The 19,392-nt window shown below is 68.4% G+C and carries 24 protein-coding genes; 17 read left to right on the top strand and 7 right to left on the bottom strand.

All coding sequences use genetic code 11. The features are described from left to right. Positions 1-30: 30 nt before the first annotated feature. Both ACIA8C_RS22725 and ACIA8C_RS22720 read right to left on the bottom strand, forming a co-directional pair. On the bottom strand, positions 31-939 hold the full coding sequence (locus ACIA8C_RS22725; protein WP_397137745.1) for an SURF1 family protein: 909 nt from the start codon (positions 937-939) through the stop codon (positions 31-33). Then, entirely contained in the window at positions 939-1,451 is a 513-nt protein-coding gene (locus tag ACIA8C_RS22720) for a low molecular weight protein-tyrosine-phosphatase (protein WP_397137742.1), read from the bottom strand. The genes ACIA8C_RS22725 and ACIA8C_RS22720 overlap by 1 nt, the downstream gene beginning before the upstream one ends. Positions 1,452-1,495: 44 nt before the next feature. On the opposite strand from ACIA8C_RS22720, the gene cobC reads away from it, so the two are divergent. Next, positions 1,496-2,536, top strand: a complete 1,041-nt coding sequence (gene cobC / locus ACIA8C_RS22715; RefSeq protein ID WP_397137739.1) for an Rv2231c family pyridoxal phosphate-dependent protein CobC — start codon at positions 1,496-1,498, stop codon at positions 2,534-2,536. Between the two features lie 55 nt (positions 2,537-2,591). Then, the gene (locus ACIA8C_RS22710) at positions 2,592-3,713 is read left to right on the top strand and encodes a Nif3-like dinuclear metal center hexameric protein (RefSeq protein WP_397137737.1); all 1,122 of its coding nucleotides are present in this window, start codon (positions 2,592-2,594) and stop codon (positions 3,711-3,713) included. 6 nt (positions 3,714-3,719) lie between these two features. Here the strand turns inward: ACIA8C_RS22710 and ACIA8C_RS22705 are convergent, their stop codons facing one another. After that, positions 3,720-4,025: a hypothetical protein gene (locus ACIA8C_RS22705; protein ID WP_397137734.1), complete on the bottom strand. Its 306-nt coding sequence runs from the start codon at positions 4,023-4,025 to the stop codon at positions 3,720-3,722. Between the two features lie 137 nt (positions 4,026-4,162). Between ACIA8C_RS22705 and ACIA8C_RS22700 the strand changes: the two genes are divergently transcribed. The 4 genes from ACIA8C_RS22700 (at position 4,163) to ACIA8C_RS22685 (ending at position 8,061) form a co-directional block, all read left to right on the top strand. Continuing rightward, complete coding sequence (locus ACIA8C_RS22700) at positions 4,163-4,804, top strand: hypothetical protein (RefSeq protein ID WP_397137732.1); 642 nt, start codon at positions 4,163-4,165, stop codon at positions 4,802-4,804. Between the two features lie 147 nt (positions 4,805-4,951). Beyond that, positions 4,952-5,689, top strand: a complete 738-nt coding sequence (locus ACIA8C_RS22695) for a zinc ribbon domain-containing protein (RefSeq protein WP_397138165.1) — start codon at positions 4,952-4,954, stop codon at positions 5,687-5,689. 22 nt (positions 5,690-5,711) lie between these two features. Continuing rightward, complete coding sequence (locus tag ACIA8C_RS22690) at positions 5,712-6,854, top strand: bifunctional RNase H/acid phosphatase (RefSeq protein ID WP_397137730.1); 1,143 nt, start codon at positions 5,712-5,714, stop codon at positions 6,852-6,854. A 502-nt stretch (positions 6,855-7,356) separates the two neighbouring features. Continuing rightward, positions 7,357-8,061, top strand: coding sequence for a S1 family peptidase (locus ACIA8C_RS22685; RefSeq protein WP_397137728.1), 705 nt, complete (start codon positions 7,357-7,359; stop codon positions 8,059-8,061). Positions 8,062-8,068: 7 nt separating this feature from the next. Here ACIA8C_RS22685 and ACIA8C_RS22680 read toward each other — a convergent pair whose 3' ends face one another. Next, positions 8,069-8,893, bottom strand: a complete 825-nt coding sequence (locus ACIA8C_RS22680) for a helix-turn-helix domain-containing protein (protein WP_397137725.1) — start codon at positions 8,891-8,893, stop codon at positions 8,069-8,071. A gap of 132 nt (positions 8,894-9,025) precedes the next feature. Between ACIA8C_RS22680 and ACIA8C_RS22675 the strand changes: the two genes are divergently transcribed. The 4 genes from ACIA8C_RS22675 (at position 9,026) to ACIA8C_RS22660 (ending at position 11,577) form a co-directional block, all read left to right on the top strand. Beyond that, positions 9,026-9,439 (top strand): hypothetical protein, encoded by a 414-nt coding sequence (locus ACIA8C_RS22675; RefSeq protein WP_397137722.1) that lies wholly within the window; start codon positions 9,026-9,028, stop codon positions 9,437-9,439. A gap of 87 nt (positions 9,440-9,526) precedes the next feature. Beyond that, positions 9,527-10,015 carry a GNAT family N-acetyltransferase gene (locus ACIA8C_RS22670; RefSeq protein ID WP_397137719.1) on the top strand — a complete coding sequence of 163 codons (489 nt, stop codon included), beginning with the start codon at positions 9,527-9,529 and terminating at the stop codon, positions 10,013-10,015. Positions 10,016-10,075: 60 nt separating this feature from the next. After that, on the top strand, positions 10,076-11,119 hold the full coding sequence (locus ACIA8C_RS22665; protein WP_397137717.1) for a YihY/virulence factor BrkB family protein: 1,044 nt from the start codon (positions 10,076-10,078) through the stop codon (positions 11,117-11,119). Next, a complete protein-coding gene (locus tag ACIA8C_RS22660) occupies positions 11,119-11,577 on the top strand; it encodes a hypothetical protein (protein WP_397137715.1) in 459 nt (152 codons plus the stop codon). The genes ACIA8C_RS22665 and ACIA8C_RS22660 overlap by 1 nt, the downstream gene beginning before the upstream one ends. A gap of 37 nt (positions 11,578-11,614) precedes the next feature. Here the strand turns inward: ACIA8C_RS22660 and ACIA8C_RS22655 are convergent, their stop codons facing one another. Beyond that, positions 11,615-12,193 (bottom strand): TetR/AcrR family transcriptional regulator, encoded by a 579-nt coding sequence (locus ACIA8C_RS22655; RefSeq protein ID WP_397137713.1) that lies wholly within the window; start codon positions 12,191-12,193, stop codon positions 11,615-11,617. A gap of 174 nt (positions 12,194-12,367) precedes the next feature. Here ACIA8C_RS22655 and ACIA8C_RS22650 point away from each other — a divergent pair, with 174 nt between their 5' ends. The 6 genes from ACIA8C_RS22650 to ACIA8C_RS22625 all read left to right on the top strand — a co-directional run bounded on the left by ACIA8C_RS22650 (position 12,368) and on the right by ACIA8C_RS22625 (position 16,471). Beyond that, a complete protein-coding gene (locus tag ACIA8C_RS22650) occupies positions 12,368-13,177 on the top strand; it encodes an alpha/beta hydrolase family protein (RefSeq protein WP_397137711.1) in 810 nt (269 codons plus the stop codon). Next, positions 13,174-13,338, top strand: a complete 165-nt coding sequence (locus ACIA8C_RS22645) for a hypothetical protein (protein WP_397137709.1) — start codon at positions 13,174-13,176, stop codon at positions 13,336-13,338. The genes ACIA8C_RS22650 and ACIA8C_RS22645 overlap by 4 nt, the downstream gene beginning before the upstream one ends. A gap of 106 nt (positions 13,339-13,444) precedes the next feature. Then, positions 13,445-13,939 (top strand): hypothetical protein, encoded by a 495-nt coding sequence (locus tag ACIA8C_RS22640; RefSeq protein ID WP_397137707.1) that lies wholly within the window; start codon positions 13,445-13,447, stop codon positions 13,937-13,939. 90 nt (positions 13,940-14,029) lie between these two features. Next, entirely contained in the window at positions 14,030-15,049 is a 1,020-nt protein-coding gene (locus ACIA8C_RS22635) for an NADP-dependent oxidoreductase (RefSeq protein ID WP_397137705.1), read from the top strand. A gap of 43 nt (positions 15,050-15,092) precedes the next feature. Further along, the gene (locus tag ACIA8C_RS22630) at positions 15,093-15,938 is read left to right on the top strand and encodes an alpha/beta fold hydrolase (RefSeq protein ID WP_397137703.1); all 846 of its coding nucleotides are present in this window, start codon (positions 15,093-15,095) and stop codon (positions 15,936-15,938) included. Between the two features lie 92 nt (positions 15,939-16,030). Next, positions 16,031-16,471 carry a VOC family protein gene (locus tag ACIA8C_RS22625; protein ID WP_397137701.1) on the top strand — a complete coding sequence of 147 codons (441 nt, stop codon included), beginning with the start codon at positions 16,031-16,033 and terminating at the stop codon, positions 16,469-16,471. Positions 16,472-16,496: 25 nt separating this feature from the next. Here ACIA8C_RS22625 and ACIA8C_RS22620 read toward each other — a convergent pair whose 3' ends face one another. After that, on the bottom strand, positions 16,497-17,057 hold the full coding sequence (locus ACIA8C_RS22620; RefSeq protein WP_397137699.1) for a dihydrofolate reductase family protein: 561 nt from the start codon (positions 17,055-17,057) through the stop codon (positions 16,497-16,499). A 104-nt stretch (positions 17,058-17,161) separates the two neighbouring features. On the opposite strand from ACIA8C_RS22620, the gene ACIA8C_RS22615 reads away from it, so the two are divergent. Beyond that, on the top strand, positions 17,162-18,025 hold the full coding sequence (locus ACIA8C_RS22615) for a MerR family transcriptional regulator (protein WP_397137697.1): 864 nt from the start codon (positions 17,162-17,164) through the stop codon (positions 18,023-18,025). Positions 18,026-18,037: 12 nt separating this feature from the next. Here ACIA8C_RS22615 and ACIA8C_RS22610 read toward each other — a convergent pair whose 3' ends face one another. Beyond that, the gene (locus tag ACIA8C_RS22610; protein WP_397137695.1) at positions 18,038-19,321 is read right to left on the bottom strand and encodes an FAD-dependent monooxygenase; all 1,284 of its coding nucleotides are present in this window, start codon (positions 19,319-19,321) and stop codon (positions 18,038-18,040) included. Positions 19,322-19,392 lie beyond the last annotated feature (71 nt).

Genomic DNA, 19,392 nt, shown 5'->3' with positions numbered 1-19,392 from the left:
AGGACGTCTCGAGCGTCGCGGCACCCGGCGTCAGTCGCGCCCGCGGCCGTAGCGGTCTGCTAGGCGCGCTTCGGTGTTCGGTGCGGGGGTGGCCGGAGGTGGTGTGGCGGTGGTGGATTCGGATGCGGGGGATTCCGCGGGCGGGCTCGTTGGCACGGGTTCGGCTGGGGTGCTTGCTTTTTCCCTGCGGCGCTCGCGGAGCTCGGCGTAGAGGAAGTAGCCGAGGCCGAGGGGGGCCATGACGCCGAAGGCGAGCCATTGGAGGCCGTAGGAGAGGTAGGGTCCGGCGTCGAGTTGGGGGAGGGGGGTGGGGGTGAAGACGCCGGGCTGGTTTTCGTCGAGCTGGAGGTAGCCGCCGCGCTCGCCGGTGGGGATCGGGGTCAGCGGTTGTTGCAGGAACGCCGCTTCCTGGGTGGTGTCGATCGAGTAGACCTGCCGGTAGCCGTCTTGGATGGACGGGTCCTTGCCCGGCGTGATGCCCTCGGACATCCGGACTCTGGCCTCGAGGCGCTGCGGTCCGGCGGGCGGGTCGGGGATCTGCGGTGGGCGGGAACCGTCTACCGCCGCGACCAGTCCGCGGTCGATGAGCAGGAGGCGGCCGTCGTCCAGCCGGAACGTGGTGAGCACGGAATAGCCTGGGGCACCGTCGAGATGGCGCAGCCGGACCAGCACCGTCGAGTCCGGCAGGTAGCTGCCGGAGGCGGTGACCTTACGCCATTCGGTGTGCGAGTCGTCGGTGGCCGGAGTGCCGAGGACGGTGGTGATGTCGATCGGCGCGGCGCCGACCGAGTCGGTGATGAGCTGGTTGCGGTGCGAGGTGCTGGTGTTCTTGCCGAGCTGCCATGGCGCGAGCACCGTGAAGCACAGGTAGGCGAACACGGCGACCACCGCGGCGAGGATCACCCAGCCCGGCCGCAGCAGGAAGGTCAGCTTGCGCATCAGGGGCGCCCGTCGAGCGCGGACTGCTCGGCGGGCAGGCCGAGCGCGGCACGCACCCAGTCGAGCAGGCCGGGCATCGCCGCCTCGATCTGGTCGCGCACCAGCTCGAAGTCGGCGTCGTCGCCGTAGTAGGGGTCGGGCACGTCGGGCCCATCGGCGGCCGGGTCGAAAGCGCGCAGCAGCCTGCGCCGGTCCGACGGCACACCGAGCCGAGCCAGCGCACGTTCGTGCGAGGTGTCCAGCGCGATCAGCAGATCGGCGTCGTGATGGTCGGGGCCGAGGGCGGCCGCGACATGGCCGGTCGGATAGCCGTACCTGCGCAACGTCGCGGTGGTGCGGCGGTCCGCGTCGTCGCCGACGTGCCACGCACCGGTGCCCGCGCTGCTCACCCGCACCCGATCGGCCAGTCCCGCGCGGGACAGATGCGTCGCGAAAATCTTCTCCGCCATCGGCGAACGGCAAATGTTGCCGGTACAGACGAACGACACATGCAGCTCACCCACGACAGCCATTCTGGCCGGTCGACCTGCGGGCTCGCCACGTAGGGTGTGATCTCGTGCCCGAGGACAGCGTCGATCACGCGAAACTGCGCCACCACGGCGACGTGGACGCGCGCCCCGGGATGCTCGATTTCGCGGTGAACGTGCAGGGCAGCGCGCCGCCGGACTGGCTGCGGCAGCGGCTCGCGGCCCGGCTGGACACGCTCGGCCGGTACCCGAGCATCGAGGAAGATCACACCGCGCGGCGTGCGGTGGCGACGCGGCACGGCCGCGGCCCGGACGAGGTGCTGCTGCTGGCCGGCGCCGCCGAGGGGTTCGCGATGCTGCCGCGACTCGCGCCGCGCTTGGCCGCCGTGGTCCACCCGTCGTTCACCGAGCCGGAGCTCGCATTGCGCGCGGCGGGTGTCGCGGTGACCAGGGTGCTGCTCGAGCCGCCGTACACCCTCGACCCGACGGCGGTTCCCGCCGACGCCGACTTGGTGGTGCTCGGCAACCCGACCAACCCCACCTCGGTACTGCACCCGGCCGAAACTTTGCGCGCACTGCGCGCACCAGGCCGGATCATCGTGGTGGACGAGGCTTTCGCCGACGCGGTGCCGGGAGAACCGGCGTCACTCGCCGGTTGCACCGCCCCCGACCTGCTGGTCCTGCGCAGCCTCACCAAATCCTGGGCCCTCGCCGGGCTCCGCTGCGGCTACTTCCTCGGCGCTCCCGAACTTCTGGCACGCCTGAATCGCGGCCGGGCCCACTGGCCACTCGGCACGCTGCAACTGGAGGCGATCACCGCCACCGCCGAGCCTGCCGCGGTCGCGGAGGAACAGCGGCGCGCGCAGGTCATCGCTGTCGAACGCGACGCGATGATCCATCGGCTGACCGAGCTCGGCGTACACGTGCACACCCCGGCCGAGGCCCCATTCCTGTTGCTCCGCGTCCCCGACGGTGAACTGCTCCGGAAACACTTGGCGGGCAAGGGCATTGCCGTCCGCCGCGCGGACACCTTTCCCGGTCTCGGGCCGGATCACCTGCGCGTGGCGGTGCGGGGTGCGGCCGAGGTCGATCAGCTGATCACCGCGATTCGGACGGCGGAGCTGTGGTAATCGAGGCTCGGCAACCCTTGCGACAGTCCATGATCGATTCTGAGGAGGGCGAACGATGACTACGCTGGCGGATCTCATCGAGGTGCTCGACGCGGCCTATCCGCCGAAGCTGGCCGAGTCGTGGGACTCGGTGGGGCTTGTTGCCGGTGACCCGGACGAGGTGGTCACCAGGGTGCTCTTCGCGGTCGATGCGACGGCGGGGGTCGTCGATGAGGCGATCGATTGGCGGGCACAGGCTTTGGTGGTGCATCACCCGCTGCTGCTGCGCGGCGTCGATACGGTCGCGGCCGATACTCCGAAAGGCGCACTGCTGCACCGGCTGATCCGTTCCGGGTGCGCGTTGTTCACCGCGCATACCAACGCGGACTCCGCCGACCCCGGCGTCTCCGATGCGCTGGCTGCCGCGCTCGGCCTCGCCGTCATCGGTCCGATCGATGCGAAACCAGAAGCTCCCGTGGATAACTGGGTGGTGCAGGTGCCTCCGTCGCATACCGAGGCGGTATTGGTCGCGCTGTTCATGGCGGGGGCCGGCGGCAGTGGCGACTATCGCGATTGCGCACTCCGGGTTCCCGCGAAGAGCCAGTTCCGGCCGATGTCGGAGGCCAAGCCCGCGCTCGGCGTGGTCGGTGAACTCCAGCATGTCGACGAGGACCGCCTGGAGCTCGTCGCCCCGCCCTCGGCCCGCGCCGCCATCCTGTCCGCGCTGCGCGCCGCGCACCCGTATGAGGACCCGGCCTACCACATCACCGAACGGGCGCTGTTGCCCTCGGCGGTTGGCATCGGCCGCGTCGGCACCTTGACGGAACCAGAGTCGTTGCGCGCCTTCACCGACCGGGTCGCCGCCGCCTTGCCGCCGACCGCGTGGGGTGTCCGCGCGGCAGGCGATCCGGACCGCAGCATCTACACGGTCGCCGTCTGCGGCGGTGCGGGCGATTCCTATCTGGACGCGGTCACCCGCCGCGGCGTCGACGCCTACGTCACCGCAGACCTGCGCCACCATCCGGTCGACGAACATCTCCGCAAGGGCGGCCCCGCCCTCATCGACGCCGCCCACTGGGCCACCGAATTCCCCTGGTGCGCACAGGCGGAACGGGTTGTCCGCGCGGGTCTGCCCGACCTGGAGACCCGTGTCTCGACCCAGCGAACCGATCCATGGACGGTCAGCGCATCCCGCTGACCCGCGTCAGTAGCTCCCCGGCTGCTGTCCCTGCCACGACGGATTCATCGGCTGCTGCGCGGCCCGCATGTTCTCCGCCTGCGCTTGACCGAGCAACTCGGTGACCTGCTGCTGCACCAGGTTCGACTCGGCGCCGCACCAGGTGCACTGCAGGGTGTGCTTGGTGCTCAACGGAATCAGCGGCACGAAGAACAGCGTGAACTTGGTGACCAGCTTGTGCAGCACGTGCGCCGCCGGATTTCCGCACCGCCCGCACACCAGGGTGAGCACGGCGAGCCGCGTCACATACTGACGCCAACCCCAGATCAACATGGAAACCCCCGAAGAATCGAATTCTGACCACGCAGACGATACCTCCACTACGGCGTGTCGGGGCGTGTCCGCTGGATTGGTTTGCGCGGTCGGCTGTTTCCGCGAGTCGACCGGCGTTCCGGGGGTACAACTACCGCATGAATTTCCCGGTGAACTTCGGCTTCGTTCAGGTCGGGTTGATCTTGATCATCCTGATCGGAGTCGCGCTGCTCATCTCCGGGCTGTTGCGGGCGCGCCGGGTCGGGATGCGGGCGCTGATCGCGCGCGGCGGCAGCGGACTGGTGGTGCTGCTGGTCGCGGTGCTGCTGCTATGGCTGGCCACATTGCTGCAGACCTATCTCGGATTGACCGGAGAAATCAAAGCGGCGCACGTGGTGGCGAAGCCGGTGGCAGGCCAGGAGCACCTGCTAGATGTCGACCTCACCCTCTACGGCGACGACCAACACGACGACCAGCACCTGAAGTACCAGGTCGAGGGCGACATGTGGGTGCTGCAGGCGGGCATCGTCGAATTGGAGCCCTGGGTGAACGCGCTCGGCTTCCATTCCGGCTACAAGATCAGCCGGTTGTTCGGCCAGCGCTTGGACGGCGTGTCGCCGACCCAGCACCAGATCTTCCTCAACGACGGCGACCAGGACTTCTTCAACGACATGACGAAGGGCCGCTGGTGGACCGAGCCGTTCGTGCGCTCCGCCTACGGCAACGCGGTGGTCGCGGTACCCGGCGAATACGACGTCTTCATCTCCAGGGACGCCATCAAAACCCGCGCGCCCGCATAACCCACTCCCGACCGGGCCGACAGCACGGGCACGCCCGGGCAACCACCCCGTCCACACCGATTGGTGCGGCGTCGGTCAATGCGGGCGGGCCGGCGGGGTACGGTTGAACACCGACCCCAATCCATAGCGTTCAGGAGTTTGTCCGCGTTGAATGTCGAACCACCGATCCAGGCCAAGCTGCTACAGCTCGCCGCTGTCGACGCCGAGCTGAATCGGATCGCGCACCGCCGCACCGTGCTGCCCGAACAGCAGGAGGTGGCCCGGCTCGAGGCCGAGCGCAACGCGCACAAGGATGCCGCCGTCGCCGTGCAGATCATGCTCGACGACCTCGACCGCGACATCCGCAAGCTGGAAGGCGAGGTCGAGGCCGTCCGTAAGCGCGAGGAGCGCGACAAGGGCATGCTGACCGCCGGAACGGTGAACGCCAAACAGCTTTCGGAGATCCAGCACGAACTCGGCAGCCTGGAGCGCAGGCGCTCGGTGCTGGAGGACGAGCTGCTCGAAGTGATGGAAAAGCGCGAGGCCTCCGCCGACGACTACCAGCACGCGGGCGCCAGACTGGACAAGACCGAGCAGGAACTGGCCGACGCGCAAACCCAGCGCGACGAGGCCCTCGCGGATCTTCAGGTGGCACAGGGCCGTTGCGACGCCGACCGGTCCAAGCTGATCTCGCTGTTCCCGGCCGATCTGATGGCGATCTACGACCGGCAGAGCGCACAGCACGGTGTCGGTGCGGCACTGCTGCAGGCCCGTCGCTGTGGCGCGTGCCGGATCGAGCTGGACCGCGGCGAGATCGCCAGGATCGCGAAGACCGCCCCGGAGCTGGTCGTGCGCTGCCCGGAATGCGGCGCGATCCTGGTGCGCACCAAGGAATCGGGGCTGTGATCGCCGCGCGGCGGGCACTGCGGTGACCGAGCGCGAGGTGATCGTCGAGGCCGACGGCGGTTCGCGGGGCAACCCGGGACCGGCGGGTTACGGCTCCGTCGTCTTCGCCGCCGACCATGTGCGGGTGCTCGCCGAACGTCGCGAGTTCATCGGCATCGCCACCAACAATGTCGCCGAATACCGTGGCCTCATCGCCGGTTTGGAAGCGGCTGCCGAACTCGGGGCCGAGATCGTCACCGTGCGAATGGATTCCAAGCTGGTCGTCGAGCAGATGTCCGGCCGCTGGAAGGTCAAGCACGCGGCCATGATTCCGCTCGCCGACCGGGCGCGCAGGCTCGTCGCGGGTTTCGAGCGGGTGAGCTTCACCTGGATCCCGCGCGCCGAGAACTCGCACGCCGACCGCCTCGCCAACGAGGCAATGGACGACGGCACCATGGTCGATGAGGTGCGCACCGCCCGCGAGGCCGAAAAGCCAACGGCCGCACCGGTTCGGCTGGATCCGGTCGTCTCGGCCGTCGCCGCGCAACCCGCACCGGGCTGGACCGGCGCCACCGGTCGCCCGACCCGGCTGCTGCTCCTGCGCCACGGTCAGACCGAACTCTCTGTGCAACGCCGCTATTCGGGCCGCGGCAACCCGCCACTGACCGACCTGGGTCGGGAGCAGGCCGCGCGTGCCGCGAAAATGCTTGCCGCCAAAGGCAATATCGCCGCCGTGCTGACATCGCCGCTGAGCCGGGCCCGCGACACCGCCGAGGCCGCGGCCACCGCGCTGGACGCGCCGCTCACCGTCCTGGACGGGCTCATCGAGACCGACTTCGGCGAGTGGGAGGGGCTGAGCTTCGCCGAGGCGGCCGAACGCGACCCGGAGCTGCATGCCCGCTGGCTGGGCGATCCTTCGTTGCCCGCCCCGGGTGGGGAGAGCTTCGACCAGGTCCGGGAGCGGGTGGACGCGGTTCGCCGCGATTTGGTCGGGCTGTATCCGGGCGCGAACCTGGTGGTGGTCAGCCATGTGACCCCGATCAAGACGCTGCTGCAACTGGCGCTCGGTGTCGGGCCGTCACTGCTGTATCGGCTGCATCTGGATCTGGCGTCGCTGTCGATCGCGGAGTTCTATCCGGACGGCGGCTCGTCCGTGCGTCTGGTGAACGACACCTCCTACCTGTAGCAGGCGGATCACCTACTGCTTCAATGCATTTAAGGCCGACTTACAGTCGGCTATTCGACCAGCTGTGTTCACCTGCCCGTCGCCGGATGCTCGGCGACGGTCATCATGCTCTGTCACCATCTGCCCAGGATGAGTGGTTGTCACTCGCGAGCTCGGGACCTGGATGTTCCGTCCGGCTTCGCGTGCGGTGGTATAACAGTTGAGTCTCGTCGGCCAGGCAAAACGGCCGCAGCTGGGGGTTGGGTGAGGGTGAAAGTCAGTTCGGGCGAACGCTTTTCAGGGTCGACGCGGAGCCTTGTGGCTCAGGTCTCAATTGCTGATCCGTTGTGGCACAGCGCACAGATGTGTTGTGGACCCACCCATCACCTGTCCATGCTGAGTTAGCTGACGGATAACCAGCGTCGATGAAATTCCTCTGCGCAGGCGTTTTCGCTTGCCTATCCGGCGACCGCAGATTGTCTCGGGGGCGGTTCCCTCCCCGGTTTTTCGAATAAGGAGAGAAGTGACAACGAAATTCAGATCGATGGCGCTCGCGACAGCGGCCATCGCGTCGGTAATCGTCGGTGCCGCGGGCACCGCGTCGGCGGCGCCCACCGCGGTGCTCGGCGGCAGCTCCGGCATCGCGTTCGACAACGACTCCGTCTGCTCGCTGACCGCGATCGGTCACGACGGCGCGGGCAGGCTCGTCGGCATCACCGCGGGCCACTGCGCGCCCACCGGCGCACGGCTGGTTTCCGAGCGTACGCCGCAGGCCGGCGTGCTCGGCACCGTCGCGTACTCCGATGACGGCAAGGGCCTGGATTACGCGGTCCTGGAACTCGATCCGGCGAAGATCACCCCGGTGCGCACCGTCGGACCGACCACCATCGCGGGCGTCGCCGATGCCCCCGGCCCCGGCGCCACCGTGTGCTCCAGCGGACGCACCACCGGCACCGACTGCGGCGTGGTGTGGGGCGAGCTGGAGGGCACCAGCATCAACCAATACTGCTCGAAGCCAGGCGATTCCGGCGGCCCGGTCGTCGTCGGCGACCGGCTGGTCGGCATGAATCAGGGACGGCTCACCGGGCTCGGCCCGATCGGCTTCGACGTGCCGTGCACCAACGCCGCCAACCCCGTCCACTCGCCTGCCTTCTTCCAGCCGATCGTGGTGATCCTCGCCGCGATCAACGCCCAGGGCGGCGTCGGAGCCGGATTCCAGCCCATCTAGTTCGACCTCAGGAATTCGCCGCGGCCGCCAGCCCACGCAGCGCGGCCGCGGTGAATTCGTCCAGCGGGTAGAACAATTCGATCGCCAGCTCGGACAGCGTGACGTCGGCGGGTGCGCCGAAGGTCGCCATCGTGGCGAACATCGACATCTCGCCCATCGGTGTCCGGATCCGGATCGGCACCTCGAACGGACTCGGTTGCGCCGCAACATTTTTCGGCTCGTCCGGCGGATCGGGTAGTACTGGATACCGGCTCACCTCGCCGTACAGCGCCGTCAGCTGCGGATCACCGCTCGCGCCGACCTGCCTGGCGAGCCGCTCCAGGAACAACTCGCGCACCTGGCCGTGGTTGGCCAGCCGCGCGGCCAGCCCCTCCGGATGCAGCACCAGGCGATACACATTCGGCCGCGGCAGCAGCAGATGTTCCGGGATCCCGTGCATCAGCACACCCATGGCCGCATTGCCGGTAACCACATTCCACCACCGATCGACGACGACGGCCGGATACGGCTCGTGCGCGGTCAGCATCGTCTCCAGTGCGGTCCGCACCGAGGTCAGGCTCGCGTCGTCGAGGCTGCTCTCCCGATAGGCCGGGGCGTAATCGGCGGCCAGCAGCAGCGTATTGCGGTCGCGCAGCGGCACCTCCAGCGCCGCGCACAGACGCAGCACCATCGCTCGGCTCGGCTTGGCGCGTCCGGTCTCCATATACGACAGATGCCGAGCCGAGGTGTCCGCCAACAGCGCCAGGTCGAGCTGGCTGAGCCTGCGCCGCTGCCGCCATTCGCGCAATAGCCCGCCGATCAGCGATCGCGTTTCTCCTCGAGTTTGTGCCACCTGAGCAGGCTAATCACCGGCCGCGTCGCGCGGCCATGACCTCTGAGGTTATTGAGACGCTCACCTCATCTCGGCAGGGTGAGGGGCACGGGAGCCGATCGGCCCCGCCGTCTCGACCAACAGGAGCTGGACATGAGCACGACCTTTCTGGCGACCCAGCCGACGCTGAGCACCGACTTCTTGCGCACCGCCCTGCGAATGGATGGGTGGAGCACCGGCTCGTTCGGCGTCGTCATGCTGGCCGGTGCCACAGTGCTGCGTGACCCGCTCGGCCTGCCCACCTCCTGGTCGATTCCGTTCGGCGTCGCCATGCTCGGTGGTGCGCTTGCGCTGCTGCTCATCGCCGCGTCGCCGGAGATTCCGTTCCGTCAGGCGGTCGGCGTCGTCGCGGTGAACGCGCTGTCGGCGGTCGGCATGGTGGTGCTCACGGTGTCCGGCCTGATCGCGCTGACCGGTCTCGGCGTGGCGTTCATGTTCGTCGGCGCGACGGTTGTCGCGGTGTTCGCCGCGGTCGAGTTCAGCGGCATCCGCCGGGCCGGATTCTGATTGCGCGACAACGGTTGTCGCGGCACCGAGCCCGGCCGGTGCCAAAAGCGTTTGCGCAGGTAGGCGCCCGGCAAGTAGAAAACTCGGGTGAACATATCGACGATCGACATCCGGCTGTTGACCGCCGACGAATGGAAAGTGTTCCGGCGGGTTCGCTTACGGGCGCTGGCCGACACTCCGCAGTTCTTCGGGACGACGCTGGCCGAAGCGCAGGCACGCACCGAAAGTGATTGGCGGGCGGCGCTCACGGATCGGGCGCAGTTCGTCGCCAGCGCCGACGGCGCTGAACTCGGCACGGTCGCCGGTATGCCCGACCCCGAACGTGGTGGTGTGCACCTGATTTCGATGTGGGTGGCGCCCGAGGCGCGTGGCACCGGGGTGGCGGATCTGCTGGTGCGTGCTGTCCTCGACTGGTCTGCCGCGGGCGGGCACAGCGTGGTCTGGTTGGAGTTCGCCGACGGGAATGTCGTGGCCGAACGGCTTTACCTGCGTAACGGTTTCGTGCGAACCGGGGAGAGCGGGCTCGTCCGGCCGGGAGATCCCCGGGTGGAATTCGTGATGGCGCGCAAGCTGTAGCGCGTCGAGTTTGCCAGTGCGGCGGCCGGGTATTCGCTCCCCGATCGAGAGGTGACGGGTATGTCGAAGCAGGGCGCGGCGCGGCGCGTACACCGGCTGGTGGACTGGTCGAGCGGGCCGTCGGTGCTGCACTGGCGGTCGTGGTGGGGAGTGCTGCGGCGGACCGTGACGGAGCTACTGGACGACAACCTCACGGATTGGGCTGCGGCGCTTACCTATTACAGCGTGCTGTCGATCTTTCCCGGTCTCATCGTGCTCACCGCGATACTGGGGGCGCTCGGCCCGTCCGCCACGCAGTCGCTGGTCGACACCATTCAGGAGATCGGACCCGGCAGCGGCACCGCGTTGCTCGTCGACTCGATCAAGCAGCTGCAAGGATCGCCGCAATTGGCTGGGCCGTTGGCGCTCCTCGGCCTTGCCACCGCCTTGTGGACGGCCTCGGGCTACATCGGGGCCTTCATGCGAGCGTCCAACGCGATCTATGACACCACTGAGGGACGGCCGATCTGGAAGACCATTCCGGTGCGCATCGGCTTGACCGCCGCGCTGGTGGTGCTGCTCGCGGTATGCGCCATCGGCGTCGTCGCGACGGGCTCGATCGCCGAACGTCTCGGGCGCTGGCTCGGTGTCGGATCGGCCGGTGTGCTGGTGTGGGACATCGCGAAATGGCCGGTGCTCGCGGTGCTGGTCAGTTTGTTGTTCGCGTTGCTGTACTGGGCCGCGCCGAACGCGCAGCAGCCCGGCTTCCGCTGGCTCAGTCCGGGCAGCGTGCTCGCCGTGCTGCTGTGGATCGCGGCTTCGGCCGGATTCGCCGTCTATGTCGCCAATTTCGGCTCCTACAACAAGGTGTACGGATCGCTCGGCGGCGTCGCCGTCTTTCTGGTCTGGCTGTGGATCTCCAATGTCGCGGTGCTGCTCGGTGCCGAATTCGATGCCGAGCTCGCCCGCGGGCGGCGCATCGAGCAGGGTTTCCCGCCCGACGAGGAACCCTTCCTGCCACCACGCGACACCAGCGCGATGCCCGACGAGGACGCCGAAAAGCACCGGGACGCTGGAGAACACGCGACGTCAGCGGACAACTCCGCGGCGGAAAGGAGGACATGATGAGTCGACCAGAACCCCCCGAACGCGACAGATTCCACGAGGTAACCGACGCGGCGCGCGAAAAGGCCGCCGAAGCCGAGCAACTCGCGCAGGAGAAGACCGCGCAGCTGCGCCGGATCGCGGAGGAGAAGGCTGCCGAAGTGGCGCGACGGGCAGAAGAGAAGGCCGCTGAAGAATCACGCAACGCCGCGGCCGCGACGGCCGAGGCGCAGCGGGTGACCGAGGAAAAGGCCGCGGCGGCAAGGGAAAAGGCCGCAGCGGCGATCCGGAAAGCCACCGAGCGAACCGATCAGGCGACGGCAACGGCTCGCGTCGCCACCGAACGGGTCGGTTCCCCCGAACCCGTTGCGGGACAAAGTCGCTCGCTGGTCGACACGGCGCGCAGCCAGCCAGTGCCTGCCGCTGCCCTCGTCGCGCTCGGCGTGTTCGTCCTCTGGCGGGTGGTGCGCCATCGCTGAGAACGCATGGGACCGCGATTCTTAACGTCTGCGCGGCCTACCGGCATCCATCGAGCAGCAGACGGATGGTGAGCCTCGGGTCGTATTGCGCGTCAACCATTTCCGCGCCCGCGCAGATGTCGCCGATCGCTCGGAGCAGCTGGTAGGCGGTGCAGTCGGCGGTGACCTCGCCCGCGTCCCGCGCGGCGGTGAGCAGGTTGTCGAGCACTGGCACGAGGCGATCGACGAACAGTGCGTGCAGGGTGGCGAAGGCCTCGGCGTCGTTGCGCATCGTGGCGGCGAGGCCGTGCTTAGTTGCCAGGAAGTCGGCGAACAGATCCACCCATCGGCCCAGCGCGGTGAACGGTGACGGCGCGGTCGTGAGCAGGGCGGGCCCGGCTTCGGCGCAGGCGTCGACCTGATGCCGGAAGACGGCGACGACGAGGTCCGCGCGGGTGGGGAAGTGGCGGTAGATCGTGCCCATGCCGACGCCAGCCGCGGCGGCGATCCGGCGTACGGGTGCGTCCACCCCGTCGGTGACGAAGACCGATGCCGCGGCATCGAGCAGGGCCTTTTCGTTCCGTTGGGCGTCCGCGCGCTTCGTGGTCGTCGGCAGTGGCTGGTTGCCTGCGCTCACGCGGCGCTCCCTTCCTATGGTTCTGCGTCTGGTATCGGCCGCAGATTCGGAGCGGTGCTCCGAATGTGAGTCTATCCGGTGTTGATGCCATTGGAACCTGCGCCAGGATCCCGCCCGCCGACTCCCCACGTTGAGGTCCAGCCCCGGGCAACGCGGGGAACATACGATACGAGCGTGCAGAGCCGCGAAATAAGCTGGTCGCTCGGTCCGACCACCGTATACGGGACGCTGGTGCGGCCCGACGGCCCCGGCCCGTTCCCCGGTGTGGTGCTGGTGGCCGGTAGTGGCCCCACCGATCGGGACTGGAATTCGCCCCTGCTTCCCGGGTCCAACGGAAGCGGCCGCCTACTGGCGCAGGCCCTCGCGCAGGCTGGCATTGCCTCGCTGCGCTACGACAAGCGCGCGGCGGGACCCCATGTGCGAGAGACCATTCCGCTGCTGATCGGCAAGTTGAGCATGCAGAGCCACCTCGACGAGCTCACCGGCGCGGTGCGCGCCCTCGCGGCCGAGGACTACGTCCGGGCCGACCGGATTTTCGGACTCGGCAACAGTGAGGGGACGGTGCACGTTCTCAACTACGCGCTGAGTGAACCTGAAATCCCTTTCGCCGGGCTGATTCTCACCGGGCCTCCTGGGCGCGCCGTCGGCGACGTGGCCCGGTCGCAGTTGGCCGGGCAGGCGGCGGCGATCCCCGACGGGGCGGCGTTGCTCGAGCTGTACGACGCGTCGATCGCGCGTTTCATGGCCGGAGCGCCGGTTGCCCCGGATCCCGCTCTGCCCGAAGATGTTACGAATCTCCTGCGCTCCCTGGAAAGCCCGGCCAACCTGCCCTCGCCCGCGAGTTGTGGACGGCGGATGCGGCAGCTCCGCTTGGCCGGGTGCGCGTGCCCGTCCTCGTCGTCATCGGCAAGAAGGACGTCCAGGTGGACTGGCAGGCCGACGGCGAGCCGCTGCGGCATGCGGCCACGGGACGCGAGAACGTGACGTTCCTGTTCCCCGATGATGCGAACCACGTGCTCAAGCATGAGCCGCGACCTCGTTCCGAGCTGGTTCAGGCCCAGGTCATGGTGGGTTACAACGCCGATGACGCCCGCCTGGATCCGGAGGTTGTCGCTGCCATCGTGGCCTGGCTGCAAGCCCGGTAGTGGTGTCGGATTCACTCTGCTAGCGTGAAACTTTGCCAGATAATTGCTGAGTCGCAGGCATGGCACGAGAACCCCACTGCGGATCCGCACGAGGATGGGAGTCATCATGCGAGGCATTCTGAAGTTTGCGGCAGTATCGACCCTTCCGCTGGTCGCGTTCGCCATATCCGCTGGTCCAGCAGGCGCGGTGGACCCGGTGCGATTCGAACCCGCGCACATCGACGGCGGGCCGGGGTGTGTGGGAACGGTCTCGGCCGAGGTGTCGGCCAGTCAGGGACAGCAAGCCCGTGAGTTCGCGGATTTCATCGACAGCATGGCGCGGGTGACGGTGAATTTCACGCCCGACGCCACCAATAATCCGTTCGGCTCGATGTCCGCCGCGCCCGGCGGCACAAACAACTGCGCCATCTCCACGACGGTCACCATGCGCAATCTGAATACCGGCGCGACCGTGACCGATACCCGCACAACCCAATACGACGGCCATTACGGATGGAACGCCGCCTTCTTCACGCTCGACGGCTCGGGCCCCGTCGCCGTCCAGGTGAGCACCAACCCCACTCCATCCGAGCTGACCATCGACGTACCCGCTCCTTACTGACAGCGGGGCCGGCCGACCACGGTCCGAGTCTCGGTGCGAGATCGGGAAATTCGGATGACAGTGATCGGGCAGGCGGGTTAGCTTCGCCGGGTGAATCGCCAGTGGATCCTCGTCGAGCGACCGGCAGGCCCGGTCGATGACAGCAACTTCGAGCTCAGGAGCAGCGCCGTCCCGACGCCCGGTCCGGACGAGGCGCTTGTCGAAGTGGTCTGGCTGGCCTTCGACCCGACGCAGCGGGGCTGGCTCAACGACGGCCCGAACTACATGGATCCGGTGCCACTGGGCACGGTGATGCGGGCCGGCGGTGTCGGCCGGGTGGTGGCCTCGCACAGCGCCGATTACGCAGTGGGAGACTGGGTTTGCGGGATGGTCGGGTGGCAGGACTACGCGATCGCCTCGGGTCCGGGCTTGCTCGGGATGAATGTCGTTCCGCCGGGCGTTGATTCGAAGGCGATGCTCAGCATCTTCGGCGCGACCGGGCTGACCGCCTACTTCGGCATGATCGATATCGGCAGGCCGGCGGCGGGGGAGACCGTGCTGGTGTCCGGGGCCGCCGGCGCGACCGGGTCCGTCGCGGGCCAGATCGCTAAGGCGTTGGGGTGCAAGGTGGTCGGGATCGCGGGCGGCACCGCCAAGTGCGCTTGGGTCACCGACGTCGCCCGGTTCGATGCCTGCATCGATTACAAGTCCGACGATGTCGAGGCGCGGCTGCGCGACCTGGCTCCCGAGGGTATCGACGTGTTCTTCGACAACGTCGGCGGCGCTGTCCTCGACGCCGGACTGGCGAATATCGCCGAGCGTGCCCGAATTGTGGTCTGCGGCGGCATCTCTTCCGGTTATGCGGCCGGTGAACCGCCTCCCGGACCGCGGCACTACATGCAGCTCGGTATCAAGCGGGCACGGATGGAGGGGTTCATTTTTCTGGACTACCTCGACCGATTCCCGGAGGCATTCGGCCGACTACAGGAATGGATGTCCCAGGGCCTGCTCGTGTATGCCGAAGATATCCAGGAAGGGCTCGAACTCGCGCCGGCCATGCTGCGCGGCCTCTTCGAAGGACGCAACCTCGGCAAGCAACTGCTCCGCATCGCACCCGATCCGCTGCCATAGCCCTGACGCAGGCCGCACACCGTGTCAGGCCAGCGTCAGGTCGATGACAGCGGGGCTGGCGACAGTGGTGCACATGAACAACGCAGCCAGCAACTCGACCGCCTCGACCTGGACCGGCATGGTGCCCGTCGACGACACCGCACTGTCGGTGACCGACACCCGTGGTTCCGGCCGTCCGGTCCTCTACCTCAACGGCTCTTATGCCGACCGGCGGCCGTGGCGGCCGGTGATCGCCGAACTCGGTGACGGCTACCGGCACATCAGCTTCGACGAGCGGGCCCGCGGCAAGTCGCGCCGGTCGGCCGACTACTCCTTCGAGGCGTGCCTGCGCGACATCGATGCCGTCCTCGCGGCGACCGGTGCGGACCGGCCGATCCTGGTGGGCTGGTCCTACGGCGCCTTGCTCGCGGCGCACTGGGCCCAGCGCAATCCCGGCCGTGTCGTCGGGGTGGTGTCGGTGGACGGTGCGATGCCGTACGGCTTGACCGGCGAGGAAGGCCGCGAGCGGATCCGAAAGTTGTTCCACCGGATGCGATTTCTGCTGCCGGTGGCTCGTCCGCTCGGCCTGGCCGCGCGGATGAGCGCCGCCGAGCACGCCGACATCAACATCGAGGCCAACGAACTGCACGCCGCGCTCGCGCCGGTCCTCGGCAACGTGACCTGCCCGATGCGCTACGTCCTGGCCACCGGCGCCAACCTCGGCGGCGGCGCCGAGGAGATGGAAGCGGTGCGCGCCTCGCTCGAGCCCGTCCTCGCCGGCAACCCGAACATCCAGGTCAGCGCCAAGGTCGCGAGCAACCATTCGCACATCCTGCGCAAGGACTTTCGCGCCGTCGCCGCCGCCGTGCGGGAGATCGCGGCGGCCCAGCAGAGTTCGTCAAGCCGGTGACCCGCGTGCGATGAGTTTCCGGCTCGCCGTGGGTCATTACTGTCGTGTGCACCAAAACGCACGGTGGGCTTGCCGATAAAGGAGATAGGGCTGTGGCGATTCAGCGGATGGACAACGTGCTCATCGTTGTCGAGGACCTCGACGCTGTTATTGCGTTCTTCGTCGAACTCGGCTTGGAGCTGGAGAACAGGGGGCCGGTCGAGGGACGGTGGGTGGAACGGGTGATCGGGGTCGACGACGTCCGCCAGGAGGTCGCGATGCTGCGGATTCCGGGCCAACTCGGTGGGGTCGAGTTGGCAATGTTCCACGCGCCGAAGGTGATCACCCCCGAGCCGAAGAACGCGCCGGCGAACACGCTCGGCATTCGTCGCATCATGTTCGCCGTCGATGACGTCGACGACGTCGTCGCCCGCCTGCGCGCCCACGGCGCCGAACTCGTCGGCACGATCGAGGAGTACGAGCAGATCTTCCGGCTCTGCTACGTCCGTGGGCCCGAGGGCATTGTCGTCGGGTTGGCCCAGGAGCTGAGCTGACGCGCCGCCCGGTGCGAAGGCCAACTCAGCGCACGCGCTGGTAGCGAAGATAGACCACGCGGGAGCTGACGATTCGGGACTCGATCAGCCGCAGGTCGAGTGGTTGGGCGAGCGGCGGAAAATAGGGGGTGCCGTTGCCGAGGATGGACGGGCAAACGAATTGGCGATATTCGTCGATCAGGTCCTCGGCGATGGCCGCCGCGGCCAGACCCGCCCCGCCGACGGACACCACCCCCTCGCCCGGCTGGCGGCGCAGCCGGTCGACCTCGGTGGCGAGGTCGCCGGTGGCCAAGCGCGCATTGCCGGTCACCGAATGCAGCGTGCGGGAGAACACCACCTTCGGGATAGCCCGCCAGATCCGGGCGAACTCCAGTTCCGCCTCCCCAGGCATGGTCTGTTCGGCGGTCTCCCACACCAGCATGTCCTGATACACGCCGCGGCCGGCCACATACGCGGCGATGTCGCGGGTCTGCTCGATGTGTAAGCGAAACTGTTCGGCGTCCGGCGCCCCCCAGCTGATGTCGCCATCGGGTCCGGCGATGAAACCGTCCAGCGACACACTCATCGAGTAGATCACCGGCAACATCAGGTCCTCCTCTGCGGCTGGATCCCCCGGTCATATCGTGCCGCACCGCATCGCGATCCGCGTCGACTTGCGTCTCCATCAGGGGGAGACGCCAAGCTTGGGGCATGGACGACGAGACACTCTTCCCGATCGGAGCGCTGGCCGAGCGGACCGGTGTGACGGTCAAGACGATTCGGTTCTACTCCGACACGGGGATCGTCCCGCCGACCAGCCACAGCCCCGCCGGCTACCGCCTCTACGACATCGACGCACTAGCGCGTCTGGAACTCGTCCGGACACTGCGCGAACTGGATATCGATCTGCCGACGGTGCGCCGCGTTCTCGCCCGCGAAACCTCGCTCGCCGAGGTCGCCGCGGCACACGCGGCCGCGCTCGACGCGCAGATCCGGGTGCTGCGGCTGCGGCGCGCGTTGTTCGGCGCCGCCGACGCCAATCCGGCCATGGTGGAGCTGCTGCGCACGAGCATGCCCGACCTGCCCGAGGAGCCGGCCGCCGAGCAGGTCGAGGCGTGGATGGAACTGGTACAGCTGGTGCAGGACAACGACTTTCGGGCCGCGGTGCGGCGGATGGCCGAATACCAGGAGCGGCAACGAGCCGACGGAGACAGCACAGGACTGCATCATGACCTGACCGAGGCCGTGCGTGCGGAAGTCGGCCGAGCGCTGGCCGCGGGCATGGCACCGGATGCGGTCGAAGCGGCGGCCGTCGTCAACACATTGACCGCGCGCTACGCCGAAACCTTCGCCAGACCCGACGACGCCGACCTGCGGCGTTGGATCGCCGAGCGGCTGGAGGTCGCCAACGACGCTCGGGTGACGCGATATTGGCAGCTGGTGTCGACCATCAACAACTGGCCGCCGATGCCGGACCTGGCACCGATCTTCGCCTGGTTCGGCCGGGCGCTCGAAATCCAGCCGCACGGGCATCCCGCCCTCGGCCTGACCATCGCGCCCGGCGATCCCGATTGATTCGAGTGCTGGCTACGGCCTGGCCGACGAGGTGATCAGCGGTTCGGCCGTAGCCCTGGAGTCCGGCAGTCCCGCGTAATCGGGCAGCTCGACGCCGTTGAGCGCACGGTCGATCAGCTCGAGGTCCCATTCGACGGCGGGCTCGGTGCCCGGCTCGGCCGCGGGCGCGGGGTTGGTGAGGGTGTGCGCGTGCAACCGGCCGATCTCCTGGTTCGCCTCGACGAACGGGCGCATCCGCGACTCGAAGGCGGCGAACCCGGCCGCCGGGTCCCAGCCGGCGGCGGCCAGCTCGCCGGCCAGCAGGTAGGCGCCGACCAGGGCCAGCCCGGTGCCCTGCCCGGACATCGGCGACGCGCTGAACGCCGCGTCCCCGAACAGCCCGACCCGGCCGCTCGACCAGCGGTCCATGACCACCTGGGCGACCTGGTCGAGGTAGAAGTCCGGGGTGTCGTCCAGGTGCGCGAGGATGTCCGAAGTCAACCAACCCAGGTCGGCCACCCGCTCGCGCAGCAGCCGCTTCTGGGCCGCGATGTCGCGGTAGTCGACCTCGAAGTCGGCCGAGGGGAAGGAGAACATGGCCATCGCCCGGGTGGCGTCCCGGATGGGCCGCAGCATGGCCGAGCGCCCGGCCTCCTGGTAGTCGAGCAGCCAGCGGTCCAGCCCGAATTCGTTGGGCACGCTGTAGAAGGCAAGCACCAGCCCGAGATGGCGGACGTACTGCTCGCGCGGCCCGAAAACCATGGTGCGCAGGGCCGAGTGCAGGCCGTCGGCCCCGATCACCAGGTCGAAGCGCCGGCGGTCGCCGCCTTCGAAGGTCACGTCCACCCCGTCCGCGTCCTGGGTGAGCTCGGTGATCCGGTCGCCGAAGAGGTACTCGACAGCGTCGCGGGTGTCGTCGTAGAGCACCTGGGACAGGTCGCCGCGCAGGATCTCGATATCCGCGATGTATCCGTCGCCGCCGTCGTCGTCCACGCGGAAGGTCTCCAGCACGTTCCCGTCCGCGTCCACGGTGTGCGCGCCCGCGGTGTCGGTGCAGGCCGCGCGCACCGCGGCGTCCAGCCCCATGCGCCGGATTACCTCCTTGGTCACCCCGCGCGCGTCCACCGCCTGCCCACCCGGACGCAGCTCGGGGGCTCGCTCTACCACGGTGACCTCGGCTCCGCGCCGGTGCAGCCAGTGGGCCAGCGCGGGCCCAGCGATGCTCGCCCCCGCCAAGAGCACCTTGGGACCGCTCACCGCGCCCACCTGCGCACCCGTCCGGCCCGACTGCTCGTGTGCGGGATTGTCGACGCTCATCTTTGCCTCCATGTGTTTCTTTCCGTGCTGGACGATCCCAGCACGGCCCGCCGCTGTCGGTCGGTGTATTC

Source organism: Nocardia sp. NPDC051321 (assembly GCF_044455225.1).
In the GTDB taxonomy this organism is placed as follows: Bacteria; Actinomycetota; Actinomycetes; order Mycobacteriales; family Mycobacteriaceae; genus Nocardia.
Note: the sequence above shows the minus strand (reverse complement) of the source record. Positions and strands in the feature narration are given on the sequence as shown.

Excerpts from the sequence above, each read along its gene's own strand:
- ACIA8C_RS22630 (WP_397137703.1), top strand. The coding sequence starts at position 15,093 with ATGACAGCGGGGCTGGCGACAGTGGTGCACATGAACAACGCAGCCAGC.
- ACIA8C_RS22615 (WP_397137697.1), top strand. The coding sequence starts at position 17,162 with ATGGACGACGAGACACTCTTCCCGATCGGAGCGCTGGCCGAGCGGACC.
- ACIA8C_RS22700 (WP_397137732.1), top strand. The coding sequence starts at position 4,163 with ATGAATTTCCCGGTGAACTTCGGCTTCGTTCAGGTCGGGTTGATCTTG.
- ACIA8C_RS22665 (WP_397137717.1), top strand. The coding sequence starts at position 10,076 with ATGTCGAAGCAGGGCGCGGCGCGGCGCGTACACCGGCTGGTGGACTGG.
- ACIA8C_RS22610 (WP_397137695.1), bottom strand. The coding sequence starts at position 19,321 with ATGAGCGTCGACAATCCCGCACACGAGCAGTCGGGCCGGACGGGTGCG.
- ACIA8C_RS22710 (WP_397137737.1), top strand. The coding sequence starts at position 2,592 with ATGACTACGCTGGCGGATCTCATCGAGGTGCTCGACGCGGCCTATCCG.
- ACIA8C_RS22720 (WP_397137742.1), bottom strand. The coding sequence starts at position 1,451 with ATGGCTGTCGTGGGTGAGCTGCATGTGTCGTTCGTCTGTACCGGCAAC.
- ACIA8C_RS22620 (WP_397137699.1), bottom strand. The coding sequence starts at position 17,057 with ATGTTGCCGGTGATCTACTCGATGAGTGTGTCGCTGGACGGTTTCATC.
- ACIA8C_RS22660 (WP_397137715.1), top strand. The coding sequence starts at position 11,119 with ATGAGTCGACCAGAACCCCCCGAACGCGACAGATTCCACGAGGTAACC.
- ACIA8C_RS22675 (WP_397137722.1), top strand. The coding sequence starts at position 9,026 with ATGAGCACGACCTTTCTGGCGACCCAGCCGACGCTGAGCACCGACTTC.
- ACIA8C_RS22725 (WP_397137745.1), bottom strand. The coding sequence starts at position 939 with ATGCGCAAGCTGACCTTCCTGCTGCGGCCGGGCTGGGTGATCCTCGCC.
- ACIA8C_RS22640 (WP_397137707.1), top strand. The coding sequence starts at position 13,445 with ATGCGAGGCATTCTGAAGTTTGCGGCAGTATCGACCCTTCCGCTGGTC.
- ACIA8C_RS22705 (WP_397137734.1), bottom strand. The coding sequence starts at position 4,025 with ATGTTGATCTGGGGTTGGCGTCAGTATGTGACGCGGCTCGCCGTGCTC.